Origin of the sequence: Rhodanobacter sp. OR87 (assembly GCF_000473345.1) — a bacterium.
GTDB classification, from domain to species: Bacteria; Pseudomonadota; Gammaproteobacteria; order Xanthomonadales; family Rhodanobacteraceae; genus Rhodanobacter; species Rhodanobacter denitrificans.
This window is the reverse complement of sequence record NZ_AXBJ01000038.1, coordinates 1-23318: the sequence shown is the minus strand read 5'-3', so window position 1 is coordinate 23318 and position 23318 is coordinate 1. Positions and strand designations below refer to the sequence as shown.

The 23318-nt window shown below is 69.1% G+C and carries 11 protein-coding genes and 1 pseudogene; 9 read left to right on the top strand and 3 right to left on the bottom strand.

The features are described 5' to 3' along the window. On the bottom strand, positions 1-157 hold a 157-nt coding region (locus tag RHOOR87_RS20090; protein WP_196806979.1), incomplete at its 3' end, for a transposase. A 103-nt stretch (positions 158-260) separates the two neighbouring features. Between RHOOR87_RS20090 and RHOOR87_RS20085 the strand changes: the two are divergent. The 3 genes and pseudogenes from RHOOR87_RS20085 to RHOOR87_RS20540 all read left to right on the top strand — a co-directional run. Continuing rightward, positions 261-437, top strand: a pseudogene (locus RHOOR87_RS20085) (transposase); the annotation flags it as partial. 175 nt (positions 438-612) lie between these two features. Then, a complete protein-coding gene (locus RHOOR87_RS0118120; protein ID WP_007514303.1) occupies positions 613-1194 on the top strand; it encodes a CPBP family intramembrane glutamic endopeptidase in 582 nt (193 codons plus the stop codon). A 113-nt stretch (positions 1195-1307) separates the two neighbouring features. After that, positions 1308-1484 (top strand): hypothetical protein, encoded by a 177-nt coding sequence (locus RHOOR87_RS20540; RefSeq protein WP_155950979.1) that lies wholly within the window; start codon positions 1308-1310, stop codon positions 1482-1484. Positions 1485-1794: 310 nt separating this feature from the next. Here RHOOR87_RS20540 and RHOOR87_RS0118105 read toward each other — a convergent pair whose 3' ends face one another. After that, positions 1795-6261 carry a DEAD/DEAH box helicase gene (locus RHOOR87_RS0118105; RefSeq protein WP_027485834.1) on the bottom strand — a complete coding sequence of 1489 codons (4467 nt, stop codon included), beginning with the start codon at positions 6259-6261 and terminating at the stop codon, positions 1795-1797. Between the two features lie 143 nt (positions 6262-6404). Between RHOOR87_RS0118105 and RHOOR87_RS0118100 the strand changes: the two genes are divergently transcribed. From RHOOR87_RS0118100 to pbpC, 6 genes are all read left to right on the top strand, one after another. Beyond that, the gene (locus tag RHOOR87_RS0118100) at positions 6405-8636 is read left to right on the top strand and encodes a glycoside hydrolase family 3 C-terminal domain-containing protein (RefSeq protein ID WP_027485833.1); all 2232 of its coding nucleotides are present in this window, start codon (positions 6405-6407) and stop codon (positions 8634-8636) included. Between the two features lie 111 nt (positions 8637-8747). Further along, the gene (locus tag RHOOR87_RS0118095) at positions 8748-10991 is read left to right on the top strand and encodes a TonB-dependent receptor (protein ID WP_027485832.1); all 2244 of its coding nucleotides are present in this window, start codon (positions 8748-8750) and stop codon (positions 10989-10991) included. Positions 10992-11168: 177 nt separating this feature from the next. Beyond that, positions 11169-13175 carry a serine protease gene (locus tag RHOOR87_RS0118090; protein ID WP_027485831.1) on the top strand — a complete coding sequence of 669 codons (2007 nt, stop codon included), beginning with the start codon at positions 11169-11171 and terminating at the stop codon, positions 13173-13175. A 62-nt stretch (positions 13176-13237) separates the two neighbouring features. After that, positions 13238-14116, top strand: a complete 879-nt coding sequence (locus tag RHOOR87_RS0118085; protein WP_007508779.1) for an alpha/beta hydrolase — start codon at positions 13238-13240, stop codon at positions 14114-14116. A 96-nt stretch (positions 14117-14212) separates the two neighbouring features. After that, positions 14213-19210, top strand: a complete 4998-nt coding sequence (locus RHOOR87_RS0118080) for an alpha-2-macroglobulin (RefSeq protein WP_027485830.1) — start codon at positions 14213-14215, stop codon at positions 19208-19210. Between the two features lie 193 nt (positions 19211-19403). Then, positions 19404-21728 carry a penicillin-binding protein 1C gene (gene pbpC / locus RHOOR87_RS0118075; protein ID WP_231381834.1) on the top strand — a complete coding sequence of 775 codons (2325 nt, stop codon included), beginning with the start codon at positions 19404-19406 and terminating at the stop codon, positions 21726-21728. A 546-nt stretch (positions 21729-22274) separates the two neighbouring features. Here pbpC and RHOOR87_RS0118070 read toward each other — a convergent pair. Continuing rightward, positions 22275-23255: an IS5 family transposase gene (locus RHOOR87_RS0118070; protein WP_007509076.1), complete on the bottom strand. Its 981-nt coding sequence runs from the start codon at positions 23253-23255 to the stop codon at positions 22275-22277. Positions 23256-23318: the final 63 nt, after the last annotated feature.

The window sequence follows — 23318 nt, the reverse complement described above, 5'->3', positions numbered from 1 at the left end:
ACCGCGAGCGTGGCCGGCTGTTGCACCTCGGGCAGCGGAACCCCTGCGGCCAGCGCGCCCGGTATAGCGCCCGGTAGCACCTCGCCTCCGTGCCGTAGCGCCGGATGAACTGCGCCATCGACAACCCCGACTGGAACTGCACTTGGTTCATGGCCATGCCGGTTCTCCGCCTCGTAACATGGCACTGAGCCTCCGCCGCGCACGTCTCACATCACGCGACAGTCGGCTGAGCGTCGTCGCTAATCAGGTCAAGGGAAAGAGCAATCCATCTGGCGCGAGTGTATGGGGAGCGCAAGCGCAACTTCGTGGGGCAGAGCTTTTGGGCGCGAGGATATCTCGTCTCGACTGTGGGTCGAGACGAGCAGGTGATCCGGGCGTACATCCGCAATCAAGAGGCAGAGGATCGACGGTTGGAGCAGCTTCAACTACTGAGATAGGCCAGCCGCCGTAAGGTGGCCATACCAGAGGGGCCGCGTCAGCGACCCCGCCCAAGCCGCTTTGAGCGGCTCACATAACTAAAGCCCCCGGCTTTGCCGGGGGATACTTACTTGGTTCTAATAGGCTAGCGGGGCCCGAGGGTACTCCTCGGGCTCTTTGTTGGAGTGCGCCGAGATGAGATTACGTCCCAACGAACTGGATAGGTACGCCTTCGTCATTGGCTTGATATTGACGATGGCAGTAGGTATGGCGTCCGGATGGGTGCGGAGTAGTGGTCATGAGTTGCTGGAGGCATTCGTGTATGTGGGGGCAACCATAGGCGCCTTCATGCTTTATCCGGAGCGAGTCAGGATCACCTCGACGGGTGGCATGTTGGGTGCAGCCGGAGTTGTGCTCGGCGGTTTTTTCTTTTTTTTGATCTACAGGCATGTGCGGCTTGAATACGCTTCTTCCGAGGCTTTGTTTGGTTTCCTGGCGCTAAGCGCGCTGGCGATTCCGGTTTTTGAAGAGAAGGTCGTCAGGCAAATCATGCTCGATGGTGCGCGGAAGCGGATTGGGCCTTACGCAGGATCTTTGCTTTGCTCGTTACTTTTTGCGTGGTCGCACCATGGTGCGAGGCTGGTCTTTCTTGTAGCCTTTTTTATATCTTTGGTACTTTGCGCAATGGCCCTGAAAGGGGTGGATACGATCCAGCGATCCATGTTTCATGGCGCCTATAATTTATCGCTGTTGGCTTTCGAGGCTTTCTATAAATGAGGGATGCATCGAACACCTGGTGCGGGCAGGTCAGTGGTGAGCATCATGGCCAGGCTGAAGTAGGGCGTTGCGCTTCGGAGCTGATCTCGCCGCTTAACTAAACGAGGGTTGCTATGAATCGCATGGTTGCTGGGTTGTCACTTGTGCCGGTGGGGCTGCTGTTAACGGTGCTTGGCCTGCTTTTCTCCAACGACTTGGGACGATACAAATATGTGCTGCTGTCAGGTGCGGTGTTCGTGTTGCTCTGCTCGATATTGCTGATACTCCTGAGTCCGATCAGGAAATCGTGATGGGATACAGAGGGCGCAGCAGGCTTTGCAAGGAGTGGCTCGGGCCATGTGCTGTCCAAGGCTTCCGGGATAGGTGAAGTGGATATGTTGCGGTCATCCAGCGGACCGTCAGGGGGGGGTTATGAATGTTCGAAGGGCCGATGCCATTGCCATGGCGCTCGTGGCAATGAGCCTCATCCTCGTCATGTTTTGCCCGGACGAATCCGGCACCTTGAAGCAGGTGTGCCTGGTAGGCGCGATCGCGCTTCCATTCCTGGCCGTGGCCGTGAGTGTCATTGCTCGAACGAAGTAGATGGCCCGGCGCCGTGCCTCAGCGCGCCGCCGCTCGAACCGGTGGCGGTGCCGGCGGATGTCGCAGCAGGGCGTGTTTCGCCAGCTGCAGGTCGGCGGCGGGGAGTTCGGTCAGGGGCACGAGTCTGCCGGCGACCAGTGCGGCGATCGGCGCGCCGTCGCGGTACAGCATGCGGGCGCCGGGCAGTGCCGGCACCTTGTCGCCAGCCAGCACGGTGCCGACCAGGTTGAGCGGGTCGCTGCCGCTGAGGCAGACCAGTTCGCCGTCGTCCGCGCGCGCGCGTGCCGCGCGCAGCGGCGCGATGGCCTCGGGCAGGGCGAACTGCTCGCCGACCAGGCCTTCGACGAAGCGTCCGCCGCGGATCTCGCCGCGCGCTTCCAGCCGGTGGTACACGCGCAGCAGTTCGCGCCACGGCGGCAGCCACGGCGCCTCGCGTTCCAGCAGTCTCCAGAACACCACGCCGTAGCGGCGCAGCAAGGTGCGGGCGATGTGTTCGATGGCCTCGGGTGCGGCGACCTTGCCGTCGCCCGCCGTGGTGACGCGCGCCAGTGCCCAGCGCCCTGCATCCTCGATGCCGCTGAGCTGGTGCCGGCGCAACCGCCGATGCCGCCCGCCGTCGCGCTTCGCCGCCGGCAGCAGCAGGGCGCGCAGGCCGGCGAAGCTGTCGGCGCTGACGCGGCCGGTGGCGACCAGTTCGCCCAGAGCGTCCTCCAGTTCGGTGCGCAACAGCCGGGTGGTGTCCAGCAGCTCGTCGAAGAACAGCGCGCCGCGTTCTTGCAGCGCGTCGGCGACGGCTTGCGCGCGCGACGACAGCAGGATCTGCTGCGGGTCGTCGGCAGCGACGGACGTCCAGGCGGCCATGTCGCGCCGTGGCAGCAGCACGATCGGCGTGCCGCGCACCGGGCCGCCGCCACCGCCGCTGCCGGTGCGCAGGCGGCTCCAGACGATGCGTCCGGCGCGGCACAGCTCGTCCAGCCAGTTGATCGAGTAATCCGCGATGCGCGCCGGCAGGATCTCCGCTTCCCAGGCGCCGGCGGCCGCCTCGTAGCCTTCCAGCTGCGCCAGCGTGGCGGCCAACGCGTCAGGCCCGCTCAGCTTCGTGGCCGAAGATACGTGTTGCCAGTCGAACAGAAAGCGCATCAGCGCGCGCCGACTCACCGGCTCGATCTCGCGGCGCAGCCGGCCGATGGTGTAGCGGTGGATGCGCGCCAGCAGATGTCGCTCGCACCATTCGGTGTCGACGGCGTCGGCGCTGAAGCGGCCCTGCATCACGTAGCCTTCGGACTGCAGGCGCAGCAGCGCCGGTTCGACCTCGCCTGCCTCGACGGCCAGCGAGGCGGCCAGGGTCTTCGTGGTGACCGGGCCAAGTCCGCCGAGGCGATGGCGCACCAGCTCCTGCAGCGCGCCATCGCGCGTCCATGGCTGCGCGGCGTACTCGGCCGGTGCGGCGATCGGCGGCTGCATCGCGGCGGCGGGATGCAGCGCCTGCCACAGCGGCAACTGCTCGGCCGTGGTCCAGACGTCGCCGAGCCGGGTCGCGCGCTTCGCCTTCGCCAGCGCCTGCAGCCGTTCCTGCCAGCCGCTGTTGGCGGCGGTTTCCTCGGCGGTGACGAAGCCCAGCAGGGTCAGCGCCTCGTGCATCTCGTCGGCGTCGCGCACCTGCGGCCACGCCTCTTCGCGCACCGCGGCGATCGCGTCGGGATCGAGCCGGCCGAGGTCGTCGGCGCTGTCGGCGTTCCAGCGGCGCGTCTGCACGGCCTGGGTGCGGCGTTCCTCCAGCGGCGCGTCGTCGAGGAAGGCGTACGGCGCGGCGTTCAGCACCTCGGCGGCGAGCGGGCTGGGCGCGCTGAGGTCGCGCGCCACGATGGCGATCTCGCCGGCTTCGAGCCGGCGCAGGATGGCCAGCAGGCCGTCCACGTCCATCGCCTCGCGCAGGCAGTCGTGCAGGGTCTGGTTGACCAGAGGGTGGTCGGGCACCTCGCGTTCGCCCACGATGTTTTCCAGGCAGGCGACCTGGTCGGGGAACACCGCGGCGAGCAGGTCCTCGCTCTTCATCCGCTGCAGCGGCGGCGGAGTCTTCTTGCCGCCGGTGAAGCGCGGCAGCGCCAGCGCGGTCACCGCGTTCCAGCGCCAGCGCGCGGGGAACAGCGGCGCGTCGAGCAGGGCCTGTACCAGCACATGCTCGGCGGTGGCCGAGTGCAGGTAGTGCGCCACTTCCTCCAGCGGGAAGCTGTGGCTGGTCGACAGCGACAGCACGATCGCGTCCTCGGTGGCCGCCGCCTGCAGCTCGAAGTTGAACTGGCGGCAGAAGCGCTTGCGCAGCGCCAGCCCCCACGCGCGGTTGATGCGGCTGCCCCACGGCGTGTGGATCACCAGCTGGGTGCCGCCGGATTCGTCGAAGAAGCGCTCCAGCACCAGCGTGCGCTGGCTGGGCAGCACGCCCAGCGCGGCTTTCGCGCGGGCCAGATAATCGGCCAGCTGCTGCGCGGCGGCTTCGTCGAGGCCGAGCTGATCGTGTAGCCAGGCGACCGCGGCCGGCACGCCGCCGGCGTCGAGTTGCGCGGAAATTTCCTCGCGCAGGCGCGATACGCCGAGCGACAGCTCGTCGCTGCGCCCCGGCGCCTCGCCCAGCCAGAACGGGATGCTCGGCGGTGCGCCGTGCGCGTCCTCCACGCGAAGGCGGTCGCGCTCGACGCGCTGGATGCGGTAGCTGGCGTTGCCGAGCTGGAAGATGTCGCCGGCCATGCTCTCGACCGCGAAATCCTCGTTCACCGTGCCCACGATGATCGCCTGCGGTTCCAGCACCACCTTGTAGTCGGCGGTGTCGGGGATGGTGCCGCCGGAGGTCAGCGCGGTGAGCCGCGCGCTGCGCCGCGGGCGTAGCTGGCGGTTCACCGCGTCGCGGTGGATGTAGGCCGCGCGCGGCCCCTGCCGTGTGGTGAAGCCTTCGGCCAGCATGCGCACCACCGCGTCGAAATCGGCGCGCGCGAGCTCGCGGTACGGATACGCGCGGCGTACCAGTGCGTACAGCGCGTCCTCGTCCCATTCGGCGCAGGCCACTTCGGCAACGATCTGCTGCGCCAGTACGTCGAGCGGCTGCGGCGGCATCACCAGCGCGTCCAGCTCGCCGCGGCGCACGCAGTCGAGCAGGGCGGTGCATTCGATCAGGTCGTCGCGGGTGGCCGGGAACAGCCGCGCCTTCGGCGTGCCGTCGATGCTGTGGCCGGAGCGGCCGGCGCGCTGCAGGAACGCGGCGATCGAGCGCGGCGAGCCGAGCTGGCAGACCAGGTCGACCTCGCCGATGTCGATGCCCAGTTCCAGCGACGCGGTGGCCACCAGCACCTTGAGCTCGCCGCGCTTCAGCCGCTGCTCGGCGTCCAGCCGCAGCTCCTTGGCCAGGCTGCCGTGGTGCGCCGCCACGTGCTCCTTGCCCAGCCGCTCGGACAGATGCCGTGCGGCGCGCTCGGCCATCCGTCGCGTGTTGACGAAGACCAGGGTGGTGCGATGCGCGCGCACCAGCTGGGCGAGGCGGTCGTAGACCGCCTCCCAGGCGTCGTTAGACATCACCGCTTCGAGCGGGACGGGCGGCACTTCGATGGCGAGGTCGCGGGGGCGAGTATGGCCCACGTCGATGATGGTGACCGGGTTCCCTCCCCTGCTTGCCCCAAAGGGACTTCCTTCGGTCGCAGGGGAGGGTTGGGGTGGGGTGCTCTTGCTCTTGAGCTTGAGATCAAGGTCAAGATCAAGAGCCTCACCCCCTCCCAGCCTCCCCCTGCCAGCAGGGGGAGGGGCAAGAGCGGCGAGCGTGGCGTAATCACCGGCTCCCACGAGAAAGTCGGCGACTTTCTCGATCGGCTTCTGTGTTGCCGACAGCCCGATGCGCAACAGGCGCCGCTGGCACAGCGACTGCAGCCGCTCCAGCGACAGCGCCAGGTGCGAGCCGCGCTTGCTGCCGGCGATGGCATGGATCTCGTCGACGATCACCGTGCGCACGCTCGCCAGCATGGAACGCCCCGAGGCCGAGCCCAGCAGCACGTACAGCGATTCGGGCGTGGTCACCAGGATGTGCGGCGGCCGCTTGCGCAGCAGGTTGCGCTCGACCTGCGGGGTGTCGCCGGTGCGCACCGCGGTGCGGATCGCCACGTCGGGCAGGCCGAGTTTCTCGAGTTCCGCGCGGATGCCTTCCAGCGGTGCTTCCAGGTTCACGTGGATATCGTTCGACAGCGCCTTCAGCGGCGACACGTAGAGCACCGTGGTGGCATCGGCCAGCGTGCCGCCGTGCGCCACACCCTCGCGCACCAGTTCGTCGATCGCGGCGAGGAAGGCGGTCAGCGTCTTGCCCGAGCCGGTCGGCGCGGCGACCAGGGTGTGCCGGCCGGCGCGGATCGACGGCCACGCGGCGGCCTGCGCCGCGGTGGGCGCGGCGAACGCGCCGCGGAACCAGGCGGCGACGGCAGGATGGAAATCGGCGAGCGGGGACGACATGGTGCTCCGAAAGATGGGTACCATCGGCACTGCACGCAAGCGCGAGGCGCCGATTCGTGACGTCAGTGGCTTGCGCTGAAAACGTTACGTTAGCACTCTGCGCAGTGCCGTCAGCCGCCTTCCTTCTTCGCCCGAGGTCGCCCATGTCCCGTCGTCCGCGCCGTCTGTCCGCCTGTGCCTTCGCCCTGGCCGTGGTGGCCACTGCCACTGCGGCCGGAGAGCCGCCGGCGCGACCCTGGATGAACACTTCGCTGTCCCCCGATGCGCGCGCGGCGCTGGTGGTGCAGGCGATGAGCCAGGACGAGAAGTTCCAGCTGATCACCACCGCCTATGGCAGCGCCTCCGACGGCAAGCCGGCGCCGGCCTGCGCGCTGGGCTCGGCGGCTTGCGCGCCGGCGCTTTCGCGGCTGGGCCTGCCGGCACTGCAGGAGACCGACGCCGGGCTGGGCGTGGCGCGCCCGCTCAACGCGCACAGCCGCGACGTCGCCACGGCCTTGCCCTCCGGCCTGGCCACGGCGGCCAGCTGGGACCCGGCGGTGGCCGAGGCCGGCGGCGCGATGATCGGCCGCGAGGCGCACCGCAAGGGCTTCAACGTGCTGCTGGCCGGCGGCGTCAACCTGCTGCGCGACCCGCGCAACGGCCGCAACTTCGAGTACGCCGGCGAGGACCCGCTGCTCGCCGGCGTGATGGCCGGCCACGCGGTGCGCGGGATCCAGTCGCAGCACGTGGTGTCCACGCTCAAGCACTACGCCGTCAACGACCTGGAAACCGGCCGCAACACGATGAACGCGAAGCTCGACCGGGTCGCCGCGCGCGAATCGGACCTGCGTGCGTTCGAGATCGCGCTGGGCATCGGTGCGCCGGGCTCGGTGATGTGCGCGTACAACCGCGTCAACGGCACCTACGCCTGCGAGAACGCATGGCTGCTCGACCAGGTGCTCAAGCGCGACTGGGGCTACCAAGGTTTCGTGATGTCCGACTGGGGCGCGGTGCACAGCGCGGCGAAGTCGGCGCTGGCCGGGCTGGACCAGGAATCGGCCGGCGAGACGTTCGACCCGCAGGTGTTCTTCGCCGCGCCGCTGCGTGAGGCGATCGCCAAGGGCGAGGTGCCGCAGGCGCGGCTGGACGACATGGTGCGGCGCATCCTGCGCAGCCTGTTCGCCGTGGGCGCGATCGACCATCCGGCCAAGGCGGCGCCGATCGACTACGCCGCCGACGCGAACGTGGCGCAACACGCCGCCGAGGCCGGCGCGGTGCTGCTGCGCAATCAGGACAATCTGCTGCCGCTGGCGCGCACGCTGGCCTCGGTGGCGGTGATCGGCGCGCACGCGGACCAGGGCGTGCTGGCCGGCGGCGGCTCGTCGGCGGTGACCGCCCCAGGCGGCAATGCGGTGCCGGGGCTGGCGCCGACCGTGTGGCCGGGCCCGGTGATGTACCACCCGTCCGCGCCGCTGGCGGCGATCGCCCGCCGCGTCGGCGGCAAGGCCAGCTACGCCAGCGGCGAGGACATCGCGGCCGCGGCGAAGCTGGCCGCCTCGTCCGCGGTGGCGGTGGTGTTCGTGCAGCAGTGGGCGGCCGAGTCGTTCGACCGCCCAAGCATGGCGCTGGACGGCCACCAGGATGCGCTGGTCGCTGCCGTCGCCAAGGCCAACCCACGCACCGTGGTGGTGCTGGAGAACAACGGCCCGGTGGCGATGCCGTGGCTGGCGCAGACCGCGGCGGTGCTGGAGGCCTGGTACCCCGGCAACGCCGGCGGCGAGGCGATCGCGCGGCTGCTGTTCGGCGAAGTGGCCCCGTCCGGCCGGCTGCCGCTCAGCTGGCCGCGCGACGCGTCGCAGCTGCCGCGCCCGGCCATCGCCGGCGCCGGCCTGGCCGCGATCGGCCTGCCGCCGCAGGGCAAGCCCGCCGATACGGTGGACTACGACATCGAGGGTGCCGACGTCGGCTACCGCTGGTTCCAGCGCCGCGGCAGCGAGCCGCTGTTCCCGTTCGGCTATGGGCTGGGCTACACCACCTTCGGCTACGGCCCGCTGACCGTCACCACCGATGCGGCCGGCGCGGTGACGGCCTCATTCGCGGTCACCAACACCGGATCGCGCGCCGGCGCCGACGTGCCGCAGCTCTACGTGCAGTTGCCCGGCGAGCAGGTGTCGCGGCTGGTCGGCTGGCAGAAGCTGGCGCTGCGGCCGGGCGAGACGAAGCGGGTCCGCCTGGCGCTGCCGGCCGTGCGCTTCGCGCGCTACGACGACCGGGGCCACGGCTGGCGCGTCGCCGCCGGGACGTACCGACTGCTGCTCGGCCGCTCGTCCGCGCAGATCGAACAGCGGGCGGAACTGCGGCTGCCGGCGGTCTTTCCCGCCGGTGCGCAGCGCTGACCCGATCACACTTCCCTTTCACGCGGAAGTCCGCTGTATGACAATACGGCGGCGACGCGTGCCGGCGTGGACCGGCCGCGGCGTCCTCCCTCCGCCATTCAAGGACCGACCATGCACGTCGCCACTTCGTTGCGCCTCGCCGTACTCGCCGCCAGCATCGCCGCCGCGCTGCCGCCGGGCGCTGCACTGGCGCAGCAGGCCGCGCCGGCCAAGCCGCAGCCGGCCAAGACCACCGAACTGCAGACGGTCAACGTCACCGCCTCGAAGCGGGTGGAGAACATGCAGAAGGTGCCGATGGCGCTGACCGTGCTGACGCCGGACAAGCTGGCGGCGTTCGGCCAGTCCGGCGACACCGTGCTGCAGCTCGCCTCGCGCGCACCCAGCGTATACGCCGAGACCTCCTACGGCCGCGAGTTCCCGCGCTTCTACATCCGCGGCCTGGGCAACAGCGATTTCGACCTCAACGCCTCGCAGCCGGTGTCGATGGTGTACGACGACATCGTGCAGGAGAACCCGATCCTGAAGGGCTTCCCGCTGTTCGACCTGGCCCAGGTCGAAGTACTGCGCGGCCCGCAGGGCACGCTGTTCGGGCGCAACTCGCCGGCCGGCGTGATCAAGTTCGAGTCGGTGCGCCCGAGCCAGGAAACCAGCGGTTACGCGCGCGTCTCCTATGGCTCGCTCGGCACCGCGAATGCCGAGGCCGCGCTGGGCGGTTCGCTGGGCGGGCACTGGTCCGGCCGCGTCTCCGCACTGGCGCAGCACCGCAACGACTGGATCGACAACACCTTTACCGGCCAGAAGAACGCGCTGGGCGGCTACGACGACCGTGCCGTGCGGCTGCAGGCGCTGTACGAGGACGGCGGCTTCAGCGCGCTGATCAACGGCCACGCGCGCTGGCTGGACGGCAGCGCGATGGTCAACCGCGCCAACGCGATCGAACTGGGCGATCCCAGCTTCGTGCCCGGCTTCGACCGCGACAAGGTTGCGCAGGACGGCCGCAACAAGCAGCACCTGTTCAGCTGGGGCAGCAACCTGCACCTGGCATGGAACCTCGGCGACCTGACCTTCACCTCGATCACCGGGCTGGAACGCGCCACCACCTACAGCCTCGGCGACGTCGACGGCGGCTACGGCGCGGTGTTCCACCCGCCGATGGGCCCGGGCTTCATCCCGTTCCCGGTCGAGACCGCCGACGCGCTGCCGCACGACCGCCAGATCACCCAGGAATTCCGCCTCGCCAGCAACGGCCGGGACAAGCTCAACTGGCAGGTCGGCGCCTACTGGTTCGACGAAGACATCGCGATCAGCAACTTCGACTACGCGACCTTCAACAACCACGCGCTGGATGGCTACGCCATGCAGACCCAGCGCACCAAGGCGTGGGCGCTGTTCGGCTCGGCCAACTACCAGCTCGCCGACGACTTCGAGCTGCGCGCCGGCGCGCGCTGGTCGCACGATTCGCGCGACTTCAAGGTGGACCGCGTGCTGTCGCCGATCGGCGGCGGCCCGCTGCAGCTGACCGCGAATCCGCACGACGCGCGCTGGAGCGGCGACCTCACCGGCACCTGGACGCTGAACCCGAACGTCAACGTGTACGCGCGCGTCGCCAACGGCTTCCGCGCGCCCAGCGTGCAGGGCCGCGTGCTGTTCTCCGACTTTATCTCGCAGGCCAAGCCGGAGACGATCACCAGCTACGAGCTGGGCGTGAAGACCACCGGCATGGACAACCACGTGCGCTTCAACGCGGACGTGTACGGCTACAACATGCACAACCAGCAGCTCACCGCGGTGGGCGGCGACATCAACATCACCCGCCTGATCAACGCGAAGAAGACCGAGGGCTACGGCGCCGAGTTCGACCTGGAGGCCTACCTCACGCCGAACTTCGTGCTCACCGCCGGCGGCAGCTACAACTTCACCAAGCTGAAGGACCCGGGCCTGGCGGTGGCCGTATGCGGCTCCGGCTGCACCGTGCTCGACCCGCTCAACGCTGCGGGCAATGCGCTGATCGACGGCAACACCCTGCCGAACGCGCCGAAGTGGATCGGCACGCTCACCGCGCGCTATGGCATCCCGTACGGCGACAGCGGCGAGTTCTTCGTCTACACCGACTGGAACTACCGCAGCGAGGTGAACTTCTTCCTGTACGACTCGGCCGAGTTCAAGGGCAAGCCGCTGCTGGAAGGCGGCGTGCGGCTCGGCTACAACTGGGACTACGGCCGCCGCGAGGTCGCCCTGTACGGCCGCAACATCACCGACAAGCGGGCGATCACCGGCGCGATCGACTTCAACAACCGCACCGCCTTCGTCAACGACCCGCGCATCATCGGCGTGGAATTCCGCGCCGAGCTGTAAACCGTACCCCGCCGCGCCGGCGCCCGGCGCGGCGGCGCAGCGCATCGCACCGCCCGCGCCGCGGCCCGCGCCTGCCATGCAAGCGGCGCGCGGCCATGCCAAGATGCAGGTCGGCCGCTGCCCGCGAGGATGCCGAGGGGAGTCCGCGGGTGGCGCCCGATGCAAGGGATTGAACACATGCGTACATGGTGCGAAGGGGCCATCCGCCGCTGCGGCATGCTGCTGCTGGCCGGCCTGGGGTTGGCGGGAATGTCGGCGGCACGGGCGGCCAGCCTCGATCCGGCGCTGCTGCCGAAGATCCAGGCGGCCACCTTCGAGGTGGTGCAGGCCAAGCCGGCCGGCGACCCGCTGAGCTACGAGCGGCCGCTGCCGCTGGAGCAGCTGCCCTACCAGGAGCGCACCGACAAGTACTACTCGATCGGCACCGCGTTCGCGATCGGTCACAACCGCTACGTCACCGCCGGCCACGTGCTGCTGGCCGGCGCGGACAGCCTGTGGGGGCCGCCCGAACTGCGCGACGCCGCCGGCCGTGTGTACCCGATCGGCAAGATCGAGAAGTTCTCGCTGGGCAAGGATTTCGTGGTGTTCACGCTGGCGCAGCCGCCGGCGGGCGACGCGGCGCTGGAGATCGACGCCAGTCCGGCGCTCAACCAGGTGGTCTACGCGGTGGGCAACGCGCTGGGCACCGGTGTGGTGATCCGCGACGGCCTGTACACCTCCGACACGCCGGAACAGGAGAACGGTGCCTGGAAATGGATGCGCTTCTCCGCCGCCGCCTCGCCCGGCAACAGCGGCGGCCCGCTGCTGGACAAGGACGGCAAGCTGATCGGCGTGGTGCTGATGAAGTCGGCCAACGAGAACCTCAACTACGCGCTGCCGATCCACGAGGTGCTGGACGCACCGGCCGGCCGGGCCGTCATGGAGTCGCGCCTCGCCTACCAGCTCGACCTGTTCGACACGATCCAGAACGGCCAGCTCAAGGCGCAGTTCGCGCTGCCCGCCGGCCTCGGCGATTTCTACCGCGAATTCCAGTCGCGCATGGACGCCAACAGCGACGCGCAGCTGAAGGCGCTGCTCGCCAAGGAGTCCGCCAACCTGTTCCCGAACGGCGCGGGCTCGGCACGCCTGCTGCACCAGCAGACGCAACTGAACGGCTTTCCCACGCTGATCGTGCGTGGCAGCGACGGCGAATGGCGGCGTGTCGGCGAGCAGACGCAGTATTTCGCGCTGGACGGCAATGGCTACGTGGCGACCGGCGGGGTCGCCCGCAACGGGCTGGTCCGTCTGCGCCGGCCCGACGGGATGGCCGCGGCGACGTTCTACGGCGACGCGAAGGCGCGCATGGACCTGCTGGCGCGAACCGGCATGTTCCAGCGCGCGGTCGCCGGCGAAAAGGTGAAGATCACCTCGCTGGGCAAGCCTGTCCGCGAATCGACCCACCTCGACCGCTGGCAGCGATCCTGGCGCATCGGCGTGTGGCCGCTGCCCTACGCGAACGCCTTCGTGGTGACGTATTCGCTGCTGGTGCCGGACGGCAGCGTGATGCTGGTGCGCTTTGCGCCGCCCGCCCACGCGCACGACACGATGCTGGACCTGGACGAGATCAGCAGCTTTGTCCACGTCACCTACCAGGGCACCCTGGCGCAGTGGAAGGACTTCCTCGGCAACCCGGCGCTGCAGCCGGCCACGTTGAAGGACATCCGCATCGACTTCGACTACGACCGCCGCTTCAGCTACGCCTCGCCGCGGGTGGCGTTCTCCTACCCGTCCTCGCTGCAGCCGGTCAAGCCGGACAACCTGCTGTGGCTCGGCTTCCGCTTCTTCCTGGACGGCGGCAAGCCGGTGTGGGACGTGGGCGACGTGGACATCTGGAAGGACTCGGCCTCCGACGACCACAACAACGTCAACGTCCAGCGCTACGTCGCGCCGCCGCCCGGGCTGGACGACGACCTGAGCAGCCGCTGGCGCAAGCTGTCGGAGCGGCAGTATCCCTACAATGCCGTGGCGCGCTACGAGAACGACCTGATGATGATCAACGCCGTGGTCGCCCCGGCCGGCGCGGCCGGGCAGCCGTCCACGGTGCTGTACACCGCCTTCTACGGCACCGCGGGCACGCAGCCCCAGGCCGACATGAAGGGCAAGCTCGACCTGCTGACGAAGGACATGCGGGTCACGGAACATTGATGCCAGTCCCGGCCCGGCGCATGCGGCGGCGCCGGGCCACCAAAACGGACGCGGAACCACCCATGCGCGCGGCACTGCAGAACCGTCCTGCGGACGGCACCGAACACACGTCCTGGCTCGCCATGGCCGACGGCCAGCCGCTGTTCCTGCGCGACTGGCCGCTGGCCCGGTCGCGCGGCGCGGTGCTGCTGGTGCACGGGCTGGGCGAGCACGGCGGCCGCTACGAGCGCCTGGCGCAGTGGTTCAACCAGCGCGGCTACGCCGTGCGCGGCTACGACCAGCGCGGCCACGGCCAGACCCCGGGCCGGCGCGGCGGCCTGCGCCACGGCGACGACCTGCTGGAAGACCTCGCCACCGTCTACCACGACTACGCCAACGGCCTGCCGTATCCGCCGCTGCTGCTCGGCCACAGCATGGGTGGGCTGGTTGCCCTGCGCGCGGTGCTGGACGGCCGCGTCGCACCGCCGGCGCTGGTGCTGTCCTCGCCGGCGCTGCGCAGTTGGGAATCGCCGCGGATGATCGCGCTGGCGCGCCTGCTCGCCCGCCTCGCGCCGAGCTTGCCGCTGCGCAGCGGGCTGGATTTCGACCAGCTCTCGCACGACCGCCAGGTGGTCGCCGACTATCGTCGCGACCCGCTGCGGCACGGCTGGATCACGCCGCGGCTGGCCGACTTCATCTTCCGCGACGGCGCCCGCTGCATCGCCGACGCCGCCACGCTTGCGCTGCCGACCCTGCTGCTGGTGGCCGACAGCGACGGCCTGGTCGATCCCGCCGGCAGCCGCGCGTTCGCGCGCAAGGCCGCCTCCAGCGGGCGGCTGACCACCCGCTTCTTCTCCACGCTGTATCACGAGCTGTTCAACGAGGCCGAGCCAGGGCGCGGCCAGGTGCTGATGCAGCTGGGCGACTGGCTGGGCCGGCAGGACGTGTCGACGCCGCGTTGAACGCCGCCCCGCCGCAAGACGCGCGCCCGATCCACGCCTTCAAGGCGCCATGAATTGCGGCGATACTCCCATGCAAACCTACAGGGGGAAGGTTTCATGTCGCGTCGATCGTACGAGTGCCTTTCGCGCCGGGTCTTGTCCCGCGTCCTGATCAGCTTGCTGCTGGGCCTGCTGCTGGCGGCCTGCCATCGCGGACCCGACCACGGCAAGCCGGTCCTGCAGGGCGCGCCGGCCGGCAGCGCTTCCGCGCCGGCGCCGGCAAGAACGGAGTTCGCGCTGGTCTCGGCCAGTTCGCAGGCCAGCGATTCGCGCACCGCGCTGACCTTGCGCTTCAACGCCACGCTGGCCTCGGCGCAGGCGTTCGACACGCTGATCGCGGTGACCGGCCCGAACGGCGAAGCGGTCAGCGGCAGCTGGAGCCTCGACAACGACGGCAAGACGCTGAGCTTCCCGTTCGTGCAGGCGAATACGCGCTATGCGGTGCAGCTGAAGGCCGGCCTGCTTGCTGCCGACGGCCGCACCCTCGGCCACGAGGTGAAGCACGACGTGTACTCCGGCAACCTGCCGGCAGCGGTCGGCTTCGCCTCGCACGGCAGCGTGCTGCCGGCGCGCGGCACCCGCGGCCTGCCGCTGGTGTCGATGAACGTGCACGACGCCGACGTGGAGTTCTTCCGCGTGCGCGACGACGCGCTGTCGGACCTGTTCTGCAGCTACCCGCGCAACGGCCATCGCGACAGCTATGAACTCGACCACGACGTGGCCTACTACAACAGCTGCGGCGAGGGCGACGAGCGGCGCAGCCGGGTGCCGATCACCCAGCTGGCCGACTCGGTCTACGCCAACCACTACACGCTGGGCGGCGAGCCGAACGAGCGCACCGTGACCTACCTGCCGGTGCAGAACATCAAGGAACTGGCTACGCCTGGCGTGTACATGGCGGTGGTCAAGGCCGGCGGCACGTTCAAGGACGGCTACGACACTGCCACCTTCTTCGTCAGCGACCTCGGCCTGCACCTGCGCGTGTACCGCGACAACGTGCTGCTGCACGTGGCCTCGCTGCGCGACGGCACGCCGGTGAATGCGGTGGACATCGAGATCCGCGATGCGGCCGGGCGCAGCAAGCTCAAGGCCGTGACCGGCGCCGACGGCAACGCGCTGCTCGCGTACAAGGCCAAGGCCTCCGACGTGCTGGTGGCGCGCCACGGCAAGGACGTCTCGGTGCTGCCGTTCAACCGGCCGGCGCTGGACGTGTCCAACTTCGACATCAGCGGCCGCAGGCAGGCGCCGTTCGAGGTCTACGCCTGGTCCGGCCGCGACCTGTACCGTCCCGGCGAGACGCTGCGCGCCTCGGCGCTGCTGCGCGACGACGACGGCAAGCCGATGAAGGCGCAGTCGCTGTTCGTGCGGGTGAAGCAGCCGGACGGCCGTACCCTGGTGGAAAAGCGGCTGGAGCCGCAGCAGCTCAACTACTTCGAGCTGAGCCAGGCGATCCCGGCCGACGCGCCGACCGGTTTGTGGCAACTGGAATTTCGCCTCGATCCTTCGGCCAAGGAGACCGTGCAGGCGTTCCCGTTCCACGTCGAGGAGTTCCTGCCCGAGCGGCTCAAGGTGGATCTGTCCAGCCCGCAGCAGCGGCTGGCGCCGGGCGAGCCGCTGAAGCTGAAGGTCGCCTCCAGCTACCTGTACGGCGCGCCGGCCGACGGCAACCGTTTCACCGCGAAACTGCTGGTGGCGCCGGACGTGCATCCGGTGGCGGCGATGAAGGACACCTTCTTCGGCAACCCGCTGGTCGAGCTGCCGAAGAGCGCCGACGACGTGGTCGACGCCAAGCTCGACGCGCAAGGCGTGCTGGAGCAGGACGTGGCGCTGCCCGACGACGTGAAACCGGTCGCGCCGCTGGCGGTGACCCTGTCCGGCAGCGTGTACGAGAGCGGCGGCCGCGCGGTGACGCGGCTGCTCAAGCGCACCTACTGGCCGGCCGACGCGCTGGTCGGCGTGCGCCCGCTGTTCGATCCGAAGCAGGGCGCCGAGAGTGAAAGCCCGGTAGGCTTCGAGATCGTGCGCGCGAACGCGGATGGCCAACTGGTCGCCGGCGCGCACCTGAAGGTGCGCCTGCAGCGCGAGCTGCGCGATTTCTACTGGCTGTATGAGCGCAGCGGCGGTTGGCAGTCGAATGCGAACCAGCGCTTGCAGCTGATCGAGGAAAAGGACATCGACGTGGCCGCCGGCAAATCGGCCCACGTCGAATTCCCGGTGCAATGGGGCAGCTACCGCGTCGAGGTGTACGACCCGGCCACGAAGCTCACCACGGTGTTCCCGTTCTTCGCCGGCTACAGCTGGGACGACGAGAACCTGGGCAAGGAGGCACGCCCGGACAAGGTCAAGCTGCAGCTGGACAAGGCGCGCTACCGCGCCGGCGACCGCATGAAGGTCACGGTGACGCCGCCGCACGACGGGCCCGGCGTGCTGCTGGTGGAATCGGACCACCTGCTCTACACGAAGAACATCGACGCGAAAGCCGGTGCCACCTTCGAGATCCCGGTGACCAAGGAGTGGGAGTGCCACGACGTCTACGTGACCGCCCTGGTGTTCCGCGGCGGCGAGGCGGCCGAGCACACCACGCCGGCGCGCGCGATGGGCGTCGAGTACGTGGCGATGGACCGCAACGACCGGCGCGTCCCGCTGAAGCTCGACGCGCCCGCGCTGATGCGCCCGGGCAACCCGCTCGAGGTCGGCGTGCAGGCCACCGGCCTGGCCGGGCAGCAGGCTTTCGTCACGCTGTCCGCGGTCGACCAGGGCGTGCTCAACATCACCAATTACCCGGTGCCCGACGCGTGGGCGTGGCTGTTCGCCAAACGTGCATTGAGCGTCGACGCGTACGACCTGTATAGCCGCCTCATCGAGGCGATGGACGGCGTCGAGGCGAAGCTGCGCTACGGCGGCGACATGAGCGGCGCGGCGTTGCCGAAGGCCACCCGGCTCAACCCGAAGGTGCAGATCGTCGACCTGTTCGCCGGCCCGGTGGCGTTCGACGCGCAGGGCAAGGCCACGCTGCACGTCGACGTACCCGACTTCAACGGCAGCCTGCGCCTGGCTGCGCTGGCGTACACCGACAGCCGCTACGGCAACGCCGACGGCGCGGTCACCGTGCGTGCGCCGCTGGTGGTGGAGCCGAGCACGCCGCGGGTGATGGCGGCCGGCGACAAGGCGATGATCAGCCTCGACCTGAAGAACCTGTCCGGCAAGGACGGCACGGCCAAGGTCAGCGTCAAGGGCGGCGGCCCGATCACGGTGGACAAGGCCGTGCAGAGCGTGCCGCTGAAGGACGGCGCCGGCACCACCGTGCACATGCCGGTGACGGCGCAGGCGGGCGCCGCGGTGGCGGCGGTCGACATCCACGCCGAACTCAACGATTACCAGGTCGACCGCCACTTCGAATTCGCGGTGCGCCCGGCCTGGCCGGAAACGGTGAGCACCGCGCCCATGGCGCTGGAAGCCGGCAAGCCCGAACGCTTCGGCGCCGCCGCGGTCGCCGGCCTGCTGCCGGCCACGGTGAACGCGCGGCTCACCCTGAGCACCTTGCCGCCGCTGCCGTATGCGGCCGCGCTGCGCGACATGCTGCGCTACCCGTACGGCTGCATCGAGCAGACCACCAGCAAGGGCTACGCCGCGCTGATCCTGGACGGCCAGACGGCCAAGGCATTGGGCGCGCAAGTGATGAGCGACGCCGTGCGCAAGGCCGCGGTGGACGGCGCGCTGTCGCGGATCGCCTCGTTCCAGGCCAGCAACGGCCACTTCAGCTTCTGGGGCGGCAGCAGCCCAATCGTCACCTTCACCACGCCGTACGTGGTCGACTTCATGCTGGATGCACGCGACGCCGGCTTCGCGGTGCCGCAGGACGTGCTGCAGAAATCGCTGCAGCGGCTCAACGACGACCTGCTCGCCGGCGGCCATCCGTACTACGAGTACGAACAGCACGACCACCTGCGCATCGCCGACGAGGCGTACTCCGGCTTCGTGCTGGCGCGCGTCAACCGTGCGCCGCTGGGCACGCTGCGCGCGATCTTCGACAACGAACGGCAGAAGCTGGTCGCGCCGCTGCCGCTGGTGCATCTGGGCATCGCGCTGAAGCTGATGGGCGACACCGAGCGCGCGCAGAAGGCCGTCGACGAGGCGTTCGCGTGGAGCAAGGAGCGCCCCTGGTACGTCGGCGACTACGGCTCGGACCTGCGCGACCTGGCGCTGATGGTCGCGCTCACCCACACCTACGGCATGAGCAAGCCCGCCTACGACGCCAAGCTGGTCGACTGGGCGCGCAACGCCAGCGCGAACGTGCGGGTGCGCCAGCAGCAGGACAAGGATTACCGCTGGTCGTGGTCGTACCTGAGCACGCAGGAGCAGGCGGCGATCGCCCGCGTGGCGGCGGCGTTCGATGCGAAAAGCAATGCCCCGCTGGCCGCCACGCTCACGGTGAACGGCAAGACCGAACCGGCACCGGACCAGCGCGTGTGGAGCCGCGCGCTCAGCGTGGCCGAGTTCAGCGCCGGCGTCAGCGTGCAGCCGACCAGCGACGCGGCGATCTTCGCCACGCTCGACGTGGCCGGTATCCCGCAGCAGGCACCGCCGGCCGACGCCAGCCAGATCGACGTGCGGCGCAGCTGGTTCACCACCGACGGCAAGCCGTGGAGCGGCAGCCAGCTAAAGGAAGGCGACACGCTGATCGTCGAACTGAGCATCGAGGCGCGCATGAACGTCCCCGACGCGCTGGTCACCGATCTGCTGCCGGGTGGCCTGGAGGTGGAGAACCTCAACCTCGGCGGTGCGCAGTCGTGGTCCGGCGTGGTGATCGACGGCATCGAGCTGGACCAGCACGCCGCCGCCGCGCAGATCGTGCACGAGGAATACCGCGACGACCGCTACGCCGCCGCCCTCAACCTCAGCCGCGGCGACCAGGCCCGCGTGTTCTACCTGGTGCGCGCGGTGACACCGGGCACGTACAGCGTGCCGCCGCCGCTGGTGGAGGACATGTACCGCCCGGCCGTGCGCGGCATCGGCAAGGTTGAGCCCGCAAAGGTCAGCGTGGTCGAGCCGTGACGAACTGCTCCTCCCCCTGCTGTGCAGGGGGAGGTAGGGAGGGGGTAAAGCTTTTGACTTTCGCTTCGACGTGATGAAGAGCACCCCACCCTAGCCCTCCCCTGCGTTGCAGGGGAGGGAGCCAGATATCATTACTGTGACCACTTCCGCCAAGCCGTCCCCTTTCACGCGTCGCTCCCGCGCGTGGCGCTGGCTGTGCGCGGCCTTCGTCGCCGTCGTCGTGCTGCTGCTCGCTGCCTTCGCCCTCGACCGGGTGTTCCCGCTGCACCTCCCCGCGCCCGACACCGGCAGCACCGTGGTGCTGGCACGCGACGGCACGCCGTTGCGCGCGTTTGCCGACAGCGACGGCGTGTGGCGCTACCCGACCACGGCGAAGCAGGTCTCGCCGCTGTACCTGAAGGCGCTGCTGACCTACGAGGACCGCTGGTTCTACCGCCACCGCGGCGTCAATCCCTACGCCTTGCTGCGCGGTCTCGCCGGCGGCCTGAGCCACGGCCGCATCGTCTCGGGTGGTTCCACGCTGACCATGCAGGTGGCGCGGATCATCCAGCCGATTCCGCATACGTTCCGTGGCAAGCTGGTGCAGATTTTCCGCGCGCTGCAGCTGGAAGCGCATCTGAGCAAGGCGCAGATCCTCGACCTGTATCTCAACCACGCGCCGTTCGGCGGTCCGATCGAAGGTGTCGAGGCGGCCTCGTGGGCGTACCTGGGCAAGCCGGCCGGCCGGCTGTCGCGCGCCGAGGCGGCGCTGCTCGCGGTATTGCCGCAATCGCCCAGCCGGCTGCGGCCGGACCGTCATCCCGAGGCGGCGCGCGCCGCGCGCGACAAGGTGCTCAAGCGCATGCGCGACCTCGGCGTGTGGAGCGCGGCGGAGGTGCGCGACGCGGCGATCGAGCCGGTGGTGGCGCGCTCGCTGCGCGCGCCGTTGTCCGCGGCCCTGCTGGCCGAACGCCTGCACCGGCAGCAGCCGCAGGCGCGACGCATCGCCAGCACCATCGACGCGAATCTGCAGCGTGCTGCCGAGGACCGGGTCAGCGCGTATCTCGCGCGCTTGCCGGCACACACGTCGGCGGCGCTGCTGGTGGTCGACAACGCGACGCTGGAGGCGCGCATCTACGTCGGCACCAGCGACTTCGCTGATCCGCAGCGGCACGGCTACATCGACATGGTGGATGCGCCGCGCTCGCCCGGCTCGACGCTGAAGCCGTTCCTGTACGGCCTGGCGCTGGACGACGGCCTGATCCACTCGCAGAGCCTGCTGGTCGACGCGCCGCAGGATTTCGGCGGCTACAAGCCGGGCAATTTCGACGAGGCGTTTTCCGGCCCGGTCAGCGCCACCGAGGCGCTGCAGCGCTCGCTCAACGTGCCGGCGGTGGATGTGCTGGATCGGGTCGGGCCGAACCGCTTCGTGGCGCGGCTGGTCAACGGCGGTGTCGACCTGGGCCTGCCCGCGGGTGTGCAACCGAACCTGTCGATCATCCTCGGCGGTGCGTCCACCCGATTGGAGAACCTGGTCGGCGCGTACACCGCGTTCGCCAACGGCGGCCTCGCCGGCACGCCGCGCTACACCACGGAACAACCGGCGCGAGCGCGCCGGCTGCTGTCGCCCGGCGCGGCGTGGATCATCCGCGACATCCTCGCCAGCAACCCGGCCGACGTCGAGGGCGGCCCGCTCGCCGGCGCGATCAACCGGCATGCCACGGTGGCGTGGAAGACCGGCACCAGCTACGGCTACCGCGACGCCTGGTCGATCGGCGTCACCGACCGCTGGACCGTCGGCGTGTGGATCGGCCGTCCGGACGGCACGCCGTCGCCCGGCCAGTACGGCGCGGTGACCGCCTTGCCGCTGCTGTTCCAGATCGTCGACATGCTGCCCTCGCGCGGCGGCCACGCGCGGGCGCAACCGGCCAGCGTGAAGTCGGTCGACATCTGCTGGCCGCTCGGCGGCGCGGTCGCCGCCACCGATCCCGCGCTGTGTCGCCAGCGCCGCAGCGCATGGGTGCTCGACGACGCGCTGCCGCCCACGTTTGCCGAACGCAACCTCGGCGCGTGGTCGTCCGGCCTGCTCAGCCTGCGCGTGAATACCAAAGGCCAGCGTCTGAGCGGTGCCTGTCACGCCAGCCACGAGCACACCATCCAGCTGGCGCGCTGGCCCGCGCTGGCCACGCCCTGGCTGGGCGTGGACGACCGCGCCCGCTCCGCGCTGCCGCCGCTCGCGCCCGGCTGCGCCGCCGACTCGCTCGACCGCGCCGCGCCGATCCGCATCGCCGGCCTGGGCGACGGCGTCACCCTGCGGCGGGCGCCGAACAGCGAGCACCCGCTGCGCGTGACGCTGCGCGCGCTGGGTACGCAAACCGCCGTGCAGTGGCTGCTCAACGGTCGCCTGCAGGGCAGCAGCGACGCCGATGCCGCGATTGCGATCAGCCTGCCGCAGGCCGGCGATTACCGCATCACCGCGCTGGCCCGCGACGGCGCCTTCGCCACCCTCGCGCTGCGCGTGATGGGGCCGTCACCGTAAGCTGGCAGGCTCCGGTAGGCGGGCACGGCCCGCCGGTTGCTCTTGATCTGGCTCTTCTAAAGGGTACGCGCAGGATTGCGCGTTGCTCTAACCGGGGTCCCCTCTGAAGCGGCGGGCGGGTGGAGGATCAGCCCGCAGGGTGGCCGGCATGGATGCCGGCCAGTTTGGCGTCAGCACAGGATGTGCTGTCGACAAACCCCGGAACCCGGCCGCGGACCTTGCGGGCAGGATGCCCGCAAGGCGCGCAAGCGGGGTGCCCCTCTCTTTGGTTACTTTCTCTCGGGCAAGCGAGAGAAAGTAACTCGCCCTCCGCAGGAGGACGAAAGCTCTTCGCTCCGGCTCAATGTTCTTTGGTCACGCTCGGAACAAAAGCCGGCGAGGTTCGGTTAAGAAAGAACTAAGGGATGCTCTGATCAATGAAGTTCGAAACAGCCGTCCAGACGGCCGTGCCAAAACTTCCGGTCTTGTTACATAGAAAGATGACTTTTGAGCAGTTCCAGCACTGTCACGGTGCCGTTTTGCGCCGAATCACCATGATTGGGTGCCTCACGGGCGCACCTCCCCTACGGAAGTCAGCAACGTTCGCCGTGCCATCCAAAGATTTGAGAGTGCGAACAACGTCAGTACCTGCGCGGTGTTCTTGAATAGTCCCTTGAAACGCACTTTTTGATAGCCGAACTGGCGCTTCACCACCCGGAACGGGTGCTCTACCTTGGAACGAACCGCTGCCTTCATGTGTTCGGTGTGCTTCACCGCTTCCTTCAACTCACCTTCGGGCATCGCCTTGACGCTGCCGCGTTTGGCAGCGATGTACCAAGTGCGACCGCGCTTGGCTGCTCGCTTCTCGGCACCCTGGTAACCGGCATCGGCGTACACCGTCTTCTCTTTGCCGTGCAGCAGCTTGTCTACTTCCGTCACGTCACCCACGTTTGCTGGTGTGGTGGTCACCGTGTGCACCAAGCCCGATTCAACGTCCACTCCGATGTGCGCTTTCATGCCGAAGTACCACTGCTGGCCTTTCTTCGTCTGATGCATTTCGGGGTCGCGCTGCTTGTCGCGGTTCTTCGTCGACGACGGAGCCTGGATGATCGTGGCATCCACGATAGTGCCCTGACGCAAGAGCAAGCCCTGTTTACCGAGGTAGGAGTTCACCGTTTCGAGAATCCGAACCGCCAAGCCGTGCTGTTCCAGAAACCGGCGGAATTTGAGAATCGTTGTCTCATCCGGGATCGCCTCCTCGTTCAACTCCAACCCAGCGAAGCGCCGCATTGACTCGATCTCATACAGCGCGTCTTCCATCGCAGGATCGCTCAGCGCATACCATTGCTGCATGAAGTGGATGCGCAGCATGGTCGCTGCTGGCATGGGCGGTCGGCCACGTCGGCCAGACGTCGGATAGGCGGGTGCGATCAACGCCAACAGCGCTTCCCACGGCACCACCTTGTCCATCTCTCCAAGAAATTTCTCCCGCCGCGTCGGCTTCTTCTTGGACTCGAAACTGAGCGAGGCAAAGGAACGTTGCTTCATCGACGGGTGCTTCCTGAGGTCTGTCGCTATGATGCCGCAGATCGGGAATAAATCAGAGCATCC

Bases quoted from the DNA above. Each gene is read 5' to 3' on its own strand.
- RHOOR87_RS0118120 (WP_007514303.1), top strand. From the start codon at position 613: ATGAGATTACGTCCCAACGAACTGGATAGGTACGCCTTCGTCATTGGC.
- RHOOR87_RS20540 (WP_155950979.1), top strand. From the start codon at position 1,308: ATGAATCGCATGGTTGCTGGGTTGTCACTTGTGCCGGTGGGGCTGCTG.
- RHOOR87_RS0118105 (WP_027485834.1), bottom strand. From the start codon at position 6,261: ATGTCGTCCCCGCTCGCCGATTTCCATCCTGCCGTCGCCGCCTGGTTC.
- RHOOR87_RS0118100 (WP_027485833.1), top strand. From the start codon at position 6,405: ATGTCCCGTCGTCCGCGCCGTCTGTCCGCCTGTGCCTTCGCCCTGGCC.
- RHOOR87_RS0118095 (WP_027485832.1), top strand. From the start codon at position 8,748: ATGCACGTCGCCACTTCGTTGCGCCTCGCCGTACTCGCCGCCAGCATC.
- RHOOR87_RS0118090 (WP_027485831.1), top strand. From the start codon at position 11,169: ATGCGTACATGGTGCGAAGGGGCCATCCGCCGCTGCGGCATGCTGCTG.
- RHOOR87_RS0118085 (WP_007508779.1), top strand. From the start codon at position 13,238: ATGCGCGCGGCACTGCAGAACCGTCCTGCGGACGGCACCGAACACACG.
- RHOOR87_RS0118080 (WP_027485830.1), top strand. From the start codon at position 14,213: ATGTCGCGTCGATCGTACGAGTGCCTTTCGCGCCGGGTCTTGTCCCGC.
- RHOOR87_RS0118070 (WP_007509076.1), bottom strand. From the start codon at position 23,255: ATGAAGCAACGTTCCTTTGCCTCGCTCAGTTTCGAGTCCAAGAAGAAG.